This is a genomic window from Bradyrhizobium quebecense (genome assembly GCF_013373795.3).
GTDB lineage: Bacteria > Pseudomonadota > Alphaproteobacteria > Rhizobiales > Xanthobacteraceae > Bradyrhizobium > Bradyrhizobium quebecense.
On the sequence record NZ_CP088022.1, the window covers coordinates 4,157,621 to 4,173,869 of the forward strand.

The window sequence follows — 16,249 nt, forward strand, 5'->3', positions numbered from 1 at the left end:
CACACCAAATTGGCCCGGGCCGTCGTGGCCGGCAGCCCTGTTACCTGGGAAGCACGATCCGGGCAGTCACGCGCCCCGCACACGTCTGGTCGGATCTTACCGGTCTTGTAAACTCCTGGTGAACGGCTGGCCGTTCCCCGTCCCGGCATCTTTAGCCGCCCCTTCGCGCCTGCCGCAATAGGGACCAGTACGGGTATTGCCAGATCGGTGCGGAAACCATACCAAGGCGGCGAATTTGGGCGCGCGAAAGCGTTTTGCGCTGTTTTTGACACATCCTGAAAACCTGGCAGCGCGAACGGAAATGCGCCGAATCCTGCTTTCGACCGTCAAGATCCTGATCTCGGCTGCGCTGCTCTATTTCTCGCTGCGCAAGGTCAACCTGTATGATCTGGCCTCCCGCATCCAGGTCGAGAGCCTAGGCTGGCTCGGCCTCGCTATCGCGGTCACCTTCCTGCAGATCTTTCTCGGGGTGCTGCGCTGGCGCGAGATCAGCGTGGAGTGCGGCGCGCCGCTGGAAACCGCGCAGGCGATGCGCTTCAACGTGATCGGCACCTTCTTCAACCAGACCCTGCCGTCCTCGATCGGCGGCGACGCCGTGCGGCTTTGGCTCGTCGCGCGCGCCGGTGCGGGTTGGCGCGCAGCCACCTATTCGATCTTCGTCGATCGCGCGGTCGGACTGATCGCGCTGGCCGTCGTCATCGCAGCCACCCTGCCCTGGAGCTATCGGCTGATCTCCGATACCCACGGCTGGATGGCGTTGCTGCTGCTCGACATCGCCGCGCTTGCGGCCGGCTTTGGTTTCCTCGTGATCGGCCTGTTGCCGTGGCCCTGGCTGAAGCAGTGGTGGGCAACGCACCACATCCACGCCTGCGCGGTCATCGCGAACCGGGTGTTGTTCAGCCGCAAGCACGGATTGCGCGTCGCGACCCTTTCGATCGCCATTCACGTGGTGACCGTCGTGATCGGCTGGTGCGTGGTGAAATCGATCACGGCCCCCGTCACCTTCGGCCAGATCTTCCAATTGTTGCCCCCGGTCATGCTGATCACGATGATGCCGATCTCGATCGCGGGCTGGGGGGTGCGCGAGGCCACGATGGCGCTGGCCTTCGGCTATGCCGGCCTGATCGCGAATGAAGGCGTCAACATCTCGCTGCTGTTCGGCGCGGTGTCGTTCGCGGTCGGTGTGTTCGGCGGCCTGGTGTGGATCCTGAGCCCGGAAAAGGCCGCCAAGGGCGCCGAGCCGATCGAAGTCCCGGGATCGCAGTGACCGGACCAGAATGAGCAGTTTCGAGACCCTCCTGTCATTGATCGCAGCGTTGCTGGCCGCATCGATCTCGGCCGTCCTGATCCGCGCGACGCGGCCTCTGCTGCTGCGCGTGGCACTGGCGAAGCCGAATGCGCGCTCGTCGCACCGCATTCCAACGCCACAGGGCGCCGGCATCGCGGTCATCGCAGCCACGCTGCTGGCGGGCGGGATCGTCATCGTGCTGGCCGGATCGCCGGACCTCACGATACCATTCACGGTGTTCGCGGCCTGCCTGTTCATCGCGGTGGTGGGCTTTGCCGACGACATCCGGTCGCTACCTGTCGTCCCGCGCCTGTTGCTGCAGGCGGCCGCGGTTGCAGCCGTGGTGTTTTCGGCGCCGGCCGATCTCAGGCTCGTTCCGGCCTGCCCGGTCTGGCTCGAACGCGGCCTGCTGCTGATCGCCGGCCTCTGGTTCGTGAACCTCGTCAACTTCATGGACGGGCTCGACCTGATGACGGCGGCCGAGGCCGTGCCGATCACGGTGGCCGTCGCCCTGCTCGGCAGCTTCGGCCATGTGCCCGCGGCTTGCGCGCTGGTCGCGGCAGCGCTGTGCGGCGCGCTGCTCGGCTTCGCGCCGTTCAACCGGCCGGTGGCAAAGATATTCCTCGGCGATGTCGGCAGCCTGCCGATCGGCTTGCTGCTGGGCTGGTGCCTGCTCGAGCTTGCCCTGCATCAGCAATTCGCCGCCGCGCTGCTGCTGCCGCTATATTATTTGACCGATGCGACGGTCACGCTGTTTCGCCGCATCGCGCGGCGCGAGCCGTTCTGGTCCGCGCACCGCTCGCACTTCTATCAGCGCGCGACCGACAACGGATTTGTGGTGTGGCGCGTCGTCGGCGAGGTCTTTGCACTCAACGTGGCGTTGGCGCTGCTCGCATTCGCCTCGGTCGCCCTCAATTCCCTCGCCGCAGACATCGTCCTGCTGCTGGCCGGCGCGCTCGCCGTCGCCTGGCAACTGCGCCGGTTCTCGCGACCGTTCTGATCGGGCCGGAGCGTTTTCCAGCGAAGTGGCTACCGGTTCGCGTGAAGAAAACGCGTCAAAATAAAATCTAGAGCGGGATGGGTCTAGTTTGAATCGATTGAGGATTGAACTAAGCCGCTGCCGCGGCGTAGGGGGCAAGGTGGCATAGATCGCCTCCTGGCTGAGAGGATGTGGGTGTTGGAGCCCCCCCCTCAGACAGGAGTATCGAGATGGCCGATTTGAGCCCTCTTCGCCGCCGCATGATCGAAGACATGACCGTCCGCAATCTGTCGCCGGCGACGCAAAGATCCTACATCAGCGCGGTTTCGAAGTTCAGCCGCTATTTTGGCCGATCGCCTGACCGGTTAGAGCTGGAAGACGTCCGCGCCTTCCAGGTGCATTTGGTCTCGACCGGCATCTCATGGCCGGCGCTGAACCAGATCGTCTGTGCGCTACGGTTTTTCTACGGCGTCACGCTCGGCGAGGCGCTCATCCCAGAGCGCATTCCCTATGCGCGAGAACCGCGCAAGCTGCCGGTCGTTCTCAGCGCCGACGAAGTGGTTCAGTTTCTTGAAGCGGTATCGAGCCTGAAGAGCCGCGCCGCGCTCACCACCGCCTATGCGGCCGGGCTCAGGGCCTCGGAGGTTGCGGGACTGCGGATCGAAGACATCGACAGCGCCCGCGGCGTCATCCAGGTGCGCCACGGCAAGGGCGCGAAGGATCGCAACGTGATGCTGTCGCCCCAGCTGCTGGGCATCCTGCGCACCTACTGGCGGCTCGCCCGGCCGCGGCTTTATCTGTTCCCTGGTCGTGACGAAGATCATCCGATCGATCAGACCGTGCTGCATGCCGCCTGCCGGTCGGCGGTGAAGGCTGCGGGCCTGACCAAGCAGCGTCACGCTGCACACGCTGCGCCACAGCTTCGCGACACATCTTCTCGAGAACGGAACCGATATCCGGATCATCCAGGTCTTGCTCGGGCACAATAATTTGTCGTCGACAGCGCGCTACACGCAGGTCGCCACCGATACGATCCGAGCGACGCAGAGCCCGCTCGATCGCCTGTCGCTGGAGGTGACGCCACCTGGATGACCCGCAGCGGGATGCGGGTCATGACCCGCTCCGACATCCGCTCCAACAGGCCCGCCATCGAGATTGCCGATATTCTGTGCCGGCATGGCGACGCCTATCGCCGTGTACATGCCGGTCATCTGGGGCGGGTCGAGCGGCGCGTGATGAGCGCGATCGTTGCGTGCCGGACCGAGGCGCTCGGCGGCCACATGCAGGCTTGCGACGACTGCGGCACGACACGCGTTGCCTATAATTCCTGCCGCAATCGGCACTGTCCGAAGTGTCAGGGGAGAGCCCGAGCCGCGTGGCTCGCCGCGCGTCAAGCCGACCTGCTTCCGGTTCCCTATTTCCACGTCGTCTTTACACTTCCCGCACCGATCGCCGCGATCGCTTTCCAGAACAAGGCCGTCGTCTATGCCATCCTGTTCAAGGCTGCCGCCGAGGCGATGACGACGCTCGCCGCCAATCCACGCCGGCTCGGCGGTGCGATCGGCGGCGTCGCCGTCCTCCACACCTGGGGACAGACGCTGATGCATCATCCCCACGTCCATTGCGTCGTTCCGGGTGGCGGCCTCTCGCCCGATGGCGCGCGCTGGACCGCTTGCCGACCGAACTTCTTCCTGGCCGTCAAACCGTTGTCCAGACTATTTCGCACACTTTTTCTCAAACGTCTGTCGGCAGCCTTCAACTCCGGTGCCTTGCGTTTCTTCGGCGATCTCGGAGCTCTGGCCGAGCCGGCTGCCTTTGCGGCCCACCTCGACGCCATGCGACGCATCAACTGGGTTGTTTACGCCAAGCGGCCCTTCGGCGGACCCGCACAGGTCCTGGCCTATCTCGGCCGCTACACCCATCGCGTCGCGATCGCCAACAGCCGGCTCGTCGCACTCGACGACGATCATGTCGCCTTCTCATGGAAGGACTATCGCCAAAACAGCGCGACAAAGATCATGAATCTCAAGCCCGATGAGTTCATTCGCCGTTTCCTGCTTCATACGCTGCCTGACGGCTTCCACCGCATCCGCCACTTCGGCTTCATGGCCAACCGCCATCGCGCTGCCAAGCTCGCCCTTTGCCGCGAACTTCTCGATCATGAGCGAACAGCCCCAAACGATGGCCAGCCGTCGCCTGTGGATTCGGAGGCTCAAACCCGGGCCGAGGTTCCTGCCTGTCCCGATTGTGGTGGCGTCATGCGCATCATTGAGCGCTTTCGACATAGCTTCAGACGCCCCAGCCCTCGAACATCACCGTTCCGATGCGACACATCGTGAGCCAAGTCATGTCGTGCACGACGATCATCATTCGTCATTTCGCTCCCAGCGTCTCGATCATCGCGGACGATGTCGAATCCGTGCTGTCACACTGCGCGACAACAACCGTCCGATGCAGCAAAAGGCCTATCGCGATCTCAGGCGAAGCGCGTCTGATCTCAACTCTTCCAGGATGCGCACTCCTGTGTCTCTGCCTCACGCGCCGAGCCAGCAGATCGGGCATGGCGATCTCGAACAATCCCCATAGCTGCAAAACCGCGAATAGCCTCCCGCGCCTTCGTTCAATCCGGCTTCAATGAGGTCGCGTCATAAGCGCCTGCCGCGCCCTCGCGTGAGCGCGACCTCACAGAACCCTCCAGATTCCCAAATCAGGAGGCTTCTGATTCAACATGCTGGCTGGGAAGGAGGCCAGCATGGATGGGACGACCCTATTCGGACGACCTTCGTGAGCGGGTGGTGAGGGCTGTCGTCAAAGGCGGGCTGTCGCGGCATCAGGCGGCGGCCCGATTTGGGGTCGGCGTCAGCACGGCGATCAACTGGGTGCAGCGCTTCCTCGAGACTGGCAGCGTCAAGCCGGACCAGATCGGCGGCTACAGGCCAAAAAAGATTGCCGGGCCGCACCGCGAATGGCTGATCCAGCGGTGTCAGAAGGATTTTACCGTGCGCGGTCTGGTGGCCGAACTCACTGAGCGTGGCCTCAAGGTCGATTACCGCACGATGTGGGAGTTCGTCCACGCTGAGAAGCTCAGTTACAAAAAAAGACGCTGATTGCCGCCGAGCAGGATCGTCCCGATGTAGCCCGTCGGCGGGCGCAGTGGGCCAAGTATCAGGATCGGATCGATCCCTCCCGCCTGGTGTTCATCGATGAGACCTGGACCAAAACCAATATGGCGCCGCTGCGGGGCTGGGCGCCGCGCGGTCAACGCATCAAAGCCAAGGTGCCGCACGGCCGCTGGCAGACCATGACCTTCATGGCCGCCTTGCGCCACGATCGCATCACCGCTCCGTGGTTCATCGAGGGGCCGATCAACGGCGAAACCTTCCTTCTCTACATCGAGAAGGTTCTAGTCCCGACCCTGCGGCACGGCGACATCGTCATCATGGACAATCTCGGCTCGCACAAGGCCAACGCTGTGCGTCGCGCCATCCGTGCCGCCGGCGCCCGGCTCTTCTACCTGCCGAAATACTCTCCCGATCTGAACCCGATCGAGCAGTTCTTCGCCAAGTTCAAACACTGGCTGCGCAAAGCCGCACAGCGAACCACCGAGGCTGTCTACGATGCGATCGGCCCGATCCTGCAGACAGTCTTACCGGCCGAATGCGCAAATTACTTCGCCAACGCAGGGTACGACCAAACCTAAACCCATCCCGCTCTAGATATCCGTTCGACTCAGCGCGCGTCTCAGCCCCTCATCGAGGCTGATCGGCTGCTGCCATCCGGTGCTCGCGACCTTGGACAGGTCGAGTTCAAGCGAGGCGAACAGGCTGTCATAGGCTTCCTTGCGGCCGCCCACCGTGAGCGACACTTTCAGGAGCGGCGACGGCAGCCAGAACAGACGCGGCGAGGTTTCCGCCGCGCGGGCAAGGCGCTCGACGAACTCCCGCGTCGAGACCTGCTCGCGGTCGGCCACCAGAAAGACGTCGAAATCATTTCCCGGTCGCGACAACCGATACAGAATGAACGACGCCAGGTTTTCCGCCGACAGGAACGCGCGGCGATTCTTCACAAAGGCGAGCGGGAGCGGCATGCGATTGATCACCGCACGCTTGAGCAGGGCGAAATTTCCTTTCGCACCGGCGCCGTAGATCAGCGGCGGCCTGATCACGGTCACCCTCATGCCGCTGCCCGGCACAATCCCCTTCAGACCAACCTCGGCGGCCGCCTTCGAGTTTCCGTAGAGACCGCGAGGTGTCAGGACATCGTCCTCGCGAAACGGCGGGCGTCCGTAGTTGCTGCGCCCATGCACCAGGATCGTGCTGACAAAAATGAAATCCCTAACGCCCGCCGCAACCGCCGAACGCGCCAGGTGCAGCGTGCCTTCGATATTGACGTTACGGTAGAGCTCGATCGCCTGTTCATCGGACTGCTGGTGAACGCGAGCCGCAAGATGAACAACGGCGTCCACGCCATCGAGCGCGGCGCGCCAATCGGTGGCGGGACTGAGCGAGCCGATCGCCACGTCGTTTGCATCCTGCGGCGGGGTGCGCACCGCGCGTCGCACCAACCAGCCATTCTGCTCCAGCTCCGGCACCACGTGGCGACCGACAAAGCCGCTCGCACCCGTCACCAGAACCGTCGGGCGGCGATCATTCATGCTGTCCGCTCCACATCGTGATTGGATAACAGCTCCGCAACCAGCGCGGCGTAGCTCGACAGGGCCCGCTCGGGACTGAAGGTCCGCGCGGTCGCGACGGCGCGCTCGGCCATCGCAGCATCCTGCGATTGCGACGCCATCCTGATCGCATCGGCGAGTCGGTCGGGCCGTCCCGGCGTGACGACCCAGCCCAGCCGGTTTTCGCTGACGGTCAGCGCGGCCTCGGCTTCGGGTTCGGAGACCAGGATGACGGGCCGGCCGGCTGCGAGCAGATTATAGAACCGGCTCGGGACCGATACACCGGCAACGTTCTTGCGATAGGGAATGAGCCAGACGTCCGCGCTGGACAGCAGCGCATCGAGCTCGCCGTCCGCGACGCGCTCGACCAGCGTGACGTTGGCGAGCTGCGCTTCGGCCTGCATCTCCTTCAGCCGCGCAAAGCCCATGCCCCATCCCGAGAGCAGGAAATGGATATCGCGCTCGTCACGCAACAGCCGCGCGGCCTCGAAGACGATGTCCGGATCGTGGGTGAAGCCGAGATTGCCGGACAGGCCGACGACGAAGCGGGCGGCGATCGCCTTGCGAAACGGATTATCGGGGCTGACGGGACGATTGCCGGGGTCGAGCGTGGCCCAGTTCGGGATGAACCTGATCTTGTCCGGTGTCATGCCACGATAGCGCAGCAGCAGCTTCTCGGCATCGCGGCCGATCACGATGACAGCGTTCAAGGCACGGAACATCAGCGCGTTGATCGCGCGCATCGCCCGCGCGACCAGCGAGGACGGCCGCAGCAGCCCGGCCATCACGAGAACATCCGGAAACAAATCGTGCAGGATCAACGCCGACTTCGCCCCCTTCAGCCGCGCCGCGGCGGCAACCGCATAAGGCAGCGCGAAGGGAGCCGTCACCGTCAGCGCCACGTCGCCCCGCTGCAGCCGCGACAACAACGCAAAGAACATCCGTCCGGTGAACAGCGCTTCGGCCAGCGCGCGCTTGATCAGCGCCGCCTTGCCCGGCAACCGGTTCCTGATCTCGACGACGACGGGCCGCCCCGGCGCCGGCGCCCTCGCCGAGCCCGGCATCCCGGAGACCACCACCACGTCCGCCTCCTGCGCGATCCGTTCGGCGATCGCGGACATGATCGCGGCGGTCGTGCTGTGGTCCGGCGGATAATGCTGGCTGGCGACCACGACTTTTCGAGAACTGGGCATCAATGGCTTTCGAAACGGTCCTGCCTGATCGGCCGCAGGACGGCGCGGTCAGGCGGCATTCGATCCAAACTCGGGCACGGCGTCCTGAAGAACGGCACGGATGGTCACGCGGTCATCCCTCTCGATCGCATCTTCCAGCGCCGCGAGCCACTTGCGCAGGGTCGACATCGGAGGCTGGTTCGGCTTGGCGGCCATGACGCCGGCGACGCCGATTTCGAGCGTCGGCTCCTGGCTTGCGAACAGGATCTCGTTCAACCGCTCGCCGGGACGGATGCCGCTGAACACGATCTCGACGTCGACGCCCGGTTGCAGGCCCGACAGGCGGATCATCCGCTCGGCGAGATCGACGATCTTCACCGGCTGCCCCATGTTCAGCACATAGACCGAGACGTCGGGTCGCGCCGGCGTCATCGCGTGCGTCGCAGCGGTGATCACGAGATCGCAGGCTTCGCGGATCGTCATGAAATAACGAACCATGTCCGGATGGGTCACCGTGATCGGTCCGCCGGCCTCGATCTGGGCCTTGAATTTCGGCACCACGGATCCGTTGGACGCCAGCACGTTGCCGAACCGCACCGAGATCAGCCGCATGTGCGACTTGCCCCTGGCCTCGGTCATCAGGTCATGATCCATCGCCTGACAGTACATCTCGGCGAACCGCTTGGTCAGGCCCAGCATCGACACCGGCTCGATCGCCTTGTCGGTCGAGATCATCACCATGGCGCTCGCGCCTGCGGCACGCGCCGCGTCGGCGACGTTCACCGAGCCGAAGATGTTGGTCTTGACCCCTTCGCTCCAGTCGCGCTCCAGGATCGGCACATGCTTGAGCGCCGCGGCATGGAACACGATGTCGGGCTTGAATTCGCTCATCAGGCGCGTGATGCGCTCGCGATCCCTGATGTCCGCGATCCGGCCCTCGATCTCGGGGCCGCTGTCGCGCGCGGACAGCGCCTCGGTGACCGCATAGAGCGCCGGCTCCGAGTTCTCCACGACCAAAAGACGCGCCGCGCCGAAGGTCACGACCCTCTCGCAGATCTCCGCGCCGATCGAGCCGCCGCCGCCGGTCACGATGACGGACTTGCCCTTCACCAGCGTCTCGAGCCGCGCATAGTCGATCTTCTGGCTCGGGCGCAGCAGCAGGTCTTCAACCGCGACATTGGTGAGCCGTGGCGTATCGCCGCCCTCCAGCGACGGCAGGCGGCTGACCATCAGACCGAGCCGCTTGGCGCGCATCAACACGCTTTCCGGATGCGCATCCGGCTCGAAGGCCGAGGGCGTCATGATCACGCGCTTGATCGGCCGCTGGCGGCTCTCGAAATCCCGAATCACGGCTTCGATATCATCGACGCCGCCGACCACGGGAATGTTGCGGATCATCTGGCCGCGGTCCGCGGCCGACGGCGAGAGCACGCCGACCGGCCAGAGCCGCTTGATGGCGCCGTTCTCGATGCCGCGCAGCACGACTTCCGCGTCGGCCGTGCGTCCGACCAGCAGCGCCGACGCGGCATTGTCGGATCGGGCATGAAGCCGCGTGCGCGAATAGCGGAAATAGCGATAGCCGAGGCGCAGCGCGCTCAGCGCGAACACCTCAAGGAAGAAGAACAGGATGATCGTGACCCGGCCGAGGAACACCGGACTTGGCGAATTCGCTCCGGTGAAGAAGTAGACGTAGTCCACCACGACCAGTGCCAGCGTCAGCACCGCGGCGACCCGCAGGATGTTCACCGCGTCCGGCAGCGAGGTGAAGCGCCATTTCGCCGTGGTCAGATTGGAGAAATAACTGACCACGACGCTGAACAGCACGAACCAGGGCAGAATGCGCAGCAAATGCGGCAGCCGATCGGTAAGCAGGCTGCCCTCGAAGCGCAGATAAAAGCTCGCCAGCAACGCAAACGTCGTCGCGAGCGCGTCATGTGCCAGAATCAGGAAGTTGCGCAGGTGGAATTGTGAAAGGCGCGTCATCTAACGGACGGGTTGCTGGCAACTGGGAGTTGGCGACGGGACATTGGCAGGCTGTAGCGTATCTGCGGAGCCCTTGCCAGCGATCATGGACGGATCGGAGGCTCGGGTTCCATATCCGTCCCCAATCGCCCCTTCAACGCCATGCCGCCCGCAACGCCGACGCCCAGCACGTACATCCAGCCTTCATGAAAGTCGAAGATGTGTGAATTAAACAACGAACTTGAAATATTCTGTACCACGACGAGAAGCCCGATCCAGTTGACGAGACCGTCGCCGCGGAACAGCAACAGGTGCAGCAGCCACATCGCGTACAGTATCGCTACACCCACAATGCCCCACTGCACGGCGACGTTCAACGTTTGATTGTGGGGGTTTCCGATCACTTCGGCGGAAGCCTGATTCACGCCGCCGGCCGCGACGCGCTCGAACAGGCCCCGCGTCGCTCCGGTGCCGTGGCCGATGACCGGCGCCTCGGCGAAGAAGCCGAGCGATTTGCGCCAGAATTCGAGCCGCAAACCGAGCGACGTCGGCTCGTTGCGCTCCATGTAGAGCTTGTAGTCGCGCTGGAATGAATCGGCCGTCGCGCGCAGTTGCGGCGAGGCGTACCACGCCGCCACGAACAACGCACCGGCCGCACACAGGATCAGGGCGATGCTGCGCCAGCGCAGATGCAGCAGCGCAAATACCGCGAACATGATCGGAATCGTCACCAGCGCGGTCCGCGACACCACCACGAACACCATGTTGGCAAGCAGGCTGAGCGCAATCCCGGTCAGCAACACGGCCGGCAGGACGCGATTGGCCCGCAACAGCATCACGATCGGATAGGCCAGCGCGACCGCGCACAGCGTGAATTCCTGGCTCTGGTCGATGTAGTTCTTGACGAAGACGCCCTGCTCGCCGGGGGCCGGCGCCCGCAGCGCGAGATGGGGATAGGCAAGCACCAGCCACGACATCAGCATCAGCAGCGTGCAGGAGACGAGGAAAGCCACGAACACCCATGTCCCGCGGGCCGAGCGCTGGAAGTGGTAGAGCAGGACCGGAAGCACCAAGAGCTTTGCGGTCGGCCCGACCGCGTACAATCTCGCGCCCCAGGCTGCGTCCGACCAGAGCGTGCCAGTGAGCGCGAGGCAAAACAGCGCGATCGGCGCCACGCAGATCGGCCGCTTCAGCAACGTCCAGAACGCCCGCAGGTCGACGGTCGGCGCAATCGAGATCAGCAGCACCACGCCGAAGATGCCGACCAGCGAGGTCGACCACGGCAGCGACAGCGCAATCAGGACCGCGACCACGTCGGTCGTGATCTGCCAGCGCGCCGGATCGCGCCAGGCCGGGCACGCCGCGGCGCCTGCCGGGGATGCCATGCTCGCGCTCACGCCTTGCCCTCACGGGCCCGGGCAACCAGCGACGTCGTGCTGTGGCCCTGCAGGATCTCGACCAGCACCACCTCGCCGCCGGCGGCCTCGACGATCTCGTGGCCGACCACCTGCTCGCGGGTATAGTCGCCGCCCTTGACCAGCACGCTCGGCAGCACCTTCGTGATCAGGTTGATCGGCGTGTCCTCCTCGAAGATTGCGACGAGGTCGACGGCTTCCAGCGCCGCCAGCACCTCGGCCCGGGCGCGCTCGTTCTGCACCGGACGCCCCTCGCCCTTCAGCCGCTTCACCGAGGCGTCGCTGTTCAATCCGACGATCAGGCGGTCACAGGCGCCGCGCGCGGCGGTCAGCACCTTGACGTGGCCGGGATGCAGGATGTCGAAACAGCCATTGGTGAAGCCGATCCGCAGATCCTGCCTGCGCCATTCCTCGAGATACGCGTCGATATCGCCGCCGGCCGGGACGATCTTCTCCTCGGCCGCCAGCGAGGCGTGCGGCAGGATCCTTCGCCGCAACTCGGCGGACCTGACGATCGCGGTACCGGTCTTGCCGACCGCAACCGCGGCTGCGGCACTCGCGATCCGCAGCGCGCCGTCCCAGTCGGCACCAGCAGCCAGCGCCAGCGCCAGCGCCGCAGCGACGGTATCGCCGGCCCCGGAGACATCGCGCACCTTGACCGGCAGCGCCGGCACATGGATCGAACCGCCGTCCCGCGTCACCAGCGTCATGCCGCGCTCGCCCTGCGTCACCAGCATCGCCTCGCAATCGGCGAGAACCATCGCATCGGGCGCGGCCTGCGCGATGCTGTCCTGGCTGTCGGCGCGGCTGCGGGTCGCCTCGGCGAATTCCTTCCGGTTCGGCGTCAACACGGTCGCGCCGCGATAGATCGCGAGGTTGGCGCTCTTCGGATCGACGATCACGCGCTTGCCCGCCTGGCGTGCGGCGTCGATCACGTTGCGGATCACGCGCGCGGTCAGCACGCCCTTGGCGTAATCGGACAGCAGCACGATGTCGGCGCGCGCAAGGCGCGGCAGGATCGCATCGATCAGCTGCTGCTCGATAGCGGGCGCGGCCGGCGCGGCCAGCTCCCAATCGGAGCGCAGCATGTGGGTCGAGAATTGTTCGGAGACGAAGCGCACCTTGCGCGTGGTCGGACGCGCGGCGTCGCGCACCAGCACGGTCTCGATCCCCGCCTCCTTCGCCAGCGCCTCGGTCAGCGCCGTTCCGGCGGCATCCTCGCCGATCAGACCGACAAAGATGCAGCGGCCGCCAAGCGCGGCGATATTGCGCGCGACGTTGCCGGCGCCGCCGATGTTGATCTCGCTGCGTCTGACCGCGATCACCGGCGCCGGCGCCTCCGGCGAGATCCGCGACACCTCGCCATAGACGAACTCGTCGAGCATGAGGTCGCCGACGCAGAGCACGGTCTGGCCGGACATTGCACGCGAGATCGCTTCAAAATCGAACATCAGTCACCGTCATCCGCTCTAGCGATAGCGATCCGCGCGATCGAGAAAGCCGTTCACATAGGCCCCGACCGCGTCTTCCAACTGCGTAAAACCGCCATTGTATCCGGCGTGCCCGAGACGATCGACGACGCTCTGGGTGAAATATTGGTAACTGCCGCGAATCTGCTCGGGCATGTCGACATACTGGATGTTCGGGTGCAGGCCGAGCGCGCCGTAGGCCGAGACGATCAGGTCCTTGAAGCTGCGCGCCTTGCCGGTGCCGACATTGAAGAGGCCGGAGACCCGCGGCGTCGCGACCAGCCACATCATCACCCGCACGACGTCGTCAACATAGATGAAGTCGCGGCGCTGATCGCCATCGGCGATGCCCTCGCGATGCGACTTGAACAGCTGTACGACGCGGCCCGCTTTGATGTCGTCGAAGCGGCGCGCCAGCACGCTCATCATCGTGCCCTTGTGATATTCATTCGGGCCGAACACGTTGAAGAATTTCAGCCCCGCCCATTGCGGCGGCAGGGGTTCGCCTTTCGCAGCGCGCTCGGCGACGGCGAGGTCGAACAGGTTCTTGCTCCAGCCATACAGGTTCATCGGCCGCAGACGCTTCAACGCCTCCACCGAACCGTCGTCGTCGAAGCCCTGGTCGCCGTCGCCATAGGTGGCCGCCGACGAGGCATAGATCAGCGGGGTTCCCGTCACGGTGCACCAGTCGAGCAGCCGCATCGAGAGACGGAAATTGGTCTCGATCACCAGATCGCCGTCGGTCGCGGTGGTCGCCGAGATCGCTCCGAGATGGAGGACGGCATCCAGCCGCCGGCCCTGCAGCCAAGCCATCAACTCGGCCGGCGGCACGAAATCGGCGATCTGGCGCTTGGCCAGGTTCCGCCACTTGCCGCCGTCCCCAAGAATGTCGCAGACCGCCACGTCGCTGCGCCCGGCGTCATTCAACGCGGCCACGACGTTCGATCCGATAAAACCGGCGCCCCCGGTTACCAGAAACATGATGAAATCCCGCCAGATTCCTTTGCAGCCGCCAGCTTTGCCCCACTCCCGCGCCACAGGCAACGATGGCTTTACCTCACTTCGCGAACCGGTTACCGACTTGGCCGCGCCGATCCGGCTTTGGCCTGTTTAGAAATGAATATTGATTCAATATCGGACATCGAAACCCAGGACACCGAGGATACCAGACCGATCCTCGTCGTGCCCTATGTTTGGATCGGCGATTTCGTGCGCGGCCACACCGTGGTCAGGGTGCTCCGCAAGCGCTGGCCCAACCGGCCGGTCGACCTCCTGACCAGCCGGCTTTGCGCCCCTTTGGTGGATTATATGCCCGGGGTCCGTGCTGCCGTCGTGTTCGACCTGCCGCGCAGCCGGTTGGCACTGGCCCGGCAGCGGGCGCTGGCGGCCGAATTTCGGAAGCGGAACTACGCCACCGCGCTGGTGCTGCCGCGCACCTGGAAGGCCGCCATTGCGCCGGCCCTGGCGGGCATCCCGGAGCGGGTCGGCTTCTTCGGCGAGGCGCGGTTCGGCCTGATCAACGCCATGCGATGGGGCGAGAAGAAGCAGCCGCGCTTCATCGACAAGAACGCCATCCTGGCGCTGCCCGATGGCACCCCTCGGCCGCCCGAATGGCCGGTGCCGCAGCTGCGGGTTCCCACCGACGAGGTCGGCCGATGGCGGCAGGCCAACGGCCTCGGCGCCGGTCCGGCGATCGCACTCGGACCCGGCTCGGTCGGGGTCTCGAAACGCTGGACCTATTATCCGCAAGCCGCGCGGCTGTTCGCCGAACACGGCTTCGACGTTTGGGTGGTCGGCGGCCCCGGCGAGAAGGCGCTGGCGCAGGAGATCGCGGCCGTCGGCGGTCCGCGGGTCCGCGATCTCACCGGCACCGATCTGCGCAACGGCGTGCTGGCGATGGCCGCGGCCAGCGTCGCTGTGACCAACGACTCCGGGCTGATGCACATCGCAGCCGCGATCGGCACCCCGACCATGGGCATCTTCGGCCCGACCGATCCCTATCTCTGGGCGCCCCTCAACGGCCTCGCCGCCACGGTGCGACAGACCAAAAGCAAGCTGCCGTGCCAGCCGTGCCAGCGCACAGTCTGCACCATGAACGACCATCGCTGCATGCGCGACATCGCCCCCGAAGACGTCGTCAGGATCGCCGAGCGCGTGCTGGCTCAGATCAGCGCGCGATAGACCTTAGCGATCGCGTTCGCCTCCGCATCGAGGCTGAACTTATCCACAACTCGTTGGCGTGCCCGCGCCCCCATCGAAGCGGCCGATGCCGGATCGCGCATCAGGGGTTCGAGTGCCGCCGCCAGCGCGTCGACATCGCCGGGCGGCGTCAACACGCCGGTGACACCGTCCTCGACGACGAACTCCGCCGCGCCCGCACGCGCCGCCACCAGCGCCGCGCCTGCCGACATCGCCTCGATCAAGGTCAGGCCAAAACCTTCATTGCGCGAGGTGAAGGCGTAGATCGTCAGCCGCTGGTACCAGCGCACGACATCCTCGATCGGCAGTTCGCCGGTGATGATGATGCGCGATTGCAGGCCGGCGGCCTCGATCTTCCGCTTCAGCTCGTTGGCAAAGGCCTGTTGCTCCGGCACCACCGCGCCGACGATGACGGCGGTGAAATCCGGATAGCGCGGCAGCAGCCTGCACATCGCCTCGACGAATACATCGCTGCCCTTCTGCGCGCGCACCCGCCCGAAGCAGCCGATCGCATAACGGCCCGGCAATCCGCTTTCCGCGAAGGCGTTCGCGCGATCGGCCGGTGGCGCGTAACGATCGGTATCGACGCCATGCATCACCACAATGGCGTCGCGCTTCAGATAGGAGGCCGACAGCGGGCTGGTCGCGATGATCGCATCCATGTTGCGGATCAGCCAGCGCGTCAGCCAGGTGTGATGGCGCTGCGCGGCAGACGTGAACAGCAGCTTCAGCGGCCAGCCCAGCGCGCGCAGCAGTAGGCCAACAATCATCTCGTCATTGCGCCGCGCGTGCCAGATCACAGGCCGGGCGCGCCGCCACAGCCGCATCAGATCGACGAATCCGATCGCGTCGATGCCGTCCGGCCGATGCGAGCCGAGCCAGCCTGCGCGAAACATCTTGGCAAGCTTCGGTGCGACCATGCGGTTGGTCGCGGTGACACCCGAATAGCGTCGGTGCAGATTGGGCACGATGAGCACGAGCTCGCCGGCAGGTGTGTTCTCGATCGGCACGTAAGTCTCCGTTTCGTGCCAGTTCCTATACGCAACATTAAGCATAGTGGCCAGTTCGGCCGCCGCGAAACCCCCTCTTCACC

The 16,249-nt window shown here is 65.1% G+C and carries 12 protein-coding genes and 1 pseudogene; 6 read left to right on the plus strand and 7 right to left on the minus strand.

The annotated features are described in order from the left end of the window. The first annotated feature begins 301 nt into the window (after positions 1-301). From HU230_RS20230 to HU230_RS20250, 5 genes and pseudogenes are all read left to right on the plus strand, one after another. On the plus strand, positions 302-1,267 hold the full coding sequence (locus HU230_RS20230) for a lysylphosphatidylglycerol synthase transmembrane domain-containing protein (RefSeq protein WP_176530171.1): 966 nt from the start codon (positions 302-304) through the stop codon (positions 1,265-1,267). A gap of 10 nt (positions 1,268-1,277) precedes the next feature. Further along, positions 1,278-2,288 carry an MraY family glycosyltransferase gene (locus tag HU230_RS20235; RefSeq protein WP_176530170.1) on the plus strand — a complete coding sequence of 337 codons (1,011 nt, stop codon included), beginning with the start codon at positions 1,278-1,280 and terminating at the stop codon, positions 2,286-2,288. A 209-nt stretch (positions 2,289-2,497) separates the two neighbouring features. Beyond that, positions 2,498-3,359, plus strand: a pseudogene (locus HU230_RS20240) (tyrosine-type recombinase/integrase). Positions 3,360-3,379: 20 nt separating this feature from the next. Beyond that, complete coding sequence (locus tag HU230_RS20245) at positions 3,380-4,606, plus strand: IS91 family transposase (protein WP_176528572.1); 1,227 nt, start codon at positions 3,380-3,382, stop codon at positions 4,604-4,606. Positions 4,607-5,023: 417 nt separating this feature from the next. Continuing rightward, a protein-coding gene (locus HU230_RS20250; RefSeq protein WP_176530169.1) for an IS630 family transposase occupies positions 5,024-5,967 on the plus strand; the annotation gives its coding sequence in 2 pieces (ribosomal slippage) (positions 5,024-5,359 and positions 5,362-5,967; 942 coding nt in all). Positions 5,968-5,979: 12 nt separating this feature from the next. On the opposite strand, the gene HU230_RS20255 is transcribed toward HU230_RS20250, so the two are convergent. From HU230_RS20255 to rfaD, 6 genes are all read right to left on the minus strand, one after another. After that, positions 5,980-6,921: an NAD-dependent epimerase/dehydratase family protein gene (locus HU230_RS20255; protein ID WP_176530168.1), complete on the minus strand. Its 942-nt coding sequence runs from the start codon at positions 6,919-6,921 to the stop codon at positions 5,980-5,982. After that, complete coding sequence (locus HU230_RS20260) at positions 6,918-8,132, minus strand: glycosyltransferase family 4 protein (protein WP_176530167.1); 1,215 nt, start codon at positions 8,130-8,132, stop codon at positions 6,918-6,920. The genes HU230_RS20255 and HU230_RS20260 overlap by 4 nt, the downstream gene beginning before the upstream one ends. A gap of 48 nt (positions 8,133-8,180) precedes the next feature. Further along, complete coding sequence (locus HU230_RS20265; protein ID WP_176530166.1) at positions 8,181-10,094, minus strand: nucleoside-diphosphate sugar epimerase/dehydratase; 1,914 nt, start codon at positions 10,092-10,094, stop codon at positions 8,181-8,183. An 83-nt stretch (positions 10,095-10,177) separates the two neighbouring features. Next, the gene (locus HU230_RS20270; RefSeq protein ID WP_176530165.1) at positions 10,178-11,458 is read right to left on the minus strand and encodes an O-antigen ligase family protein; all 1,281 of its coding nucleotides are present in this window, start codon (positions 11,456-11,458) and stop codon (positions 10,178-10,180) included. 8 nt (positions 11,459-11,466) lie between these two features. Continuing rightward, the gene (rfaE1, locus tag HU230_RS20275) at positions 11,467-12,939 is read right to left on the minus strand and encodes a D-glycero-beta-D-manno-heptose-7-phosphate kinase (RefSeq protein WP_176530164.1); all 1,473 of its coding nucleotides are present in this window, start codon (positions 12,937-12,939) and stop codon (positions 11,467-11,469) included. 18 nt (positions 12,940-12,957) lie between these two features. Beyond that, positions 12,958-13,938: an ADP-glyceromanno-heptose 6-epimerase gene (rfaD, locus tag HU230_RS20280; RefSeq protein WP_176530163.1), complete on the minus strand. Its 981-nt coding sequence runs from the start codon at positions 13,936-13,938 to the stop codon at positions 12,958-12,960. A gap of 135 nt (positions 13,939-14,073) precedes the next feature. Here rfaD and waaF point away from each other — a divergent pair, with 135 nt between their 5' ends. Continuing rightward, positions 14,074-15,138, plus strand: a complete 1,065-nt coding sequence (waaF, locus tag HU230_RS20285; protein ID WP_176530162.1) for a lipopolysaccharide heptosyltransferase II — start codon at positions 14,074-14,076, stop codon at positions 15,136-15,138. Here the strand turns inward: waaF and HU230_RS20290 are convergent. Then, entirely contained in the window at positions 15,120-16,160 is a 1,041-nt protein-coding gene (locus HU230_RS20290; RefSeq protein ID WP_176534942.1) for a glycosyltransferase family 4 protein, read from the minus strand. The two genes, waaF and HU230_RS20290, sit on opposite strands and share 19 nt — an antisense overlap. Positions 16,161-16,249 lie beyond the last annotated feature (89 nt).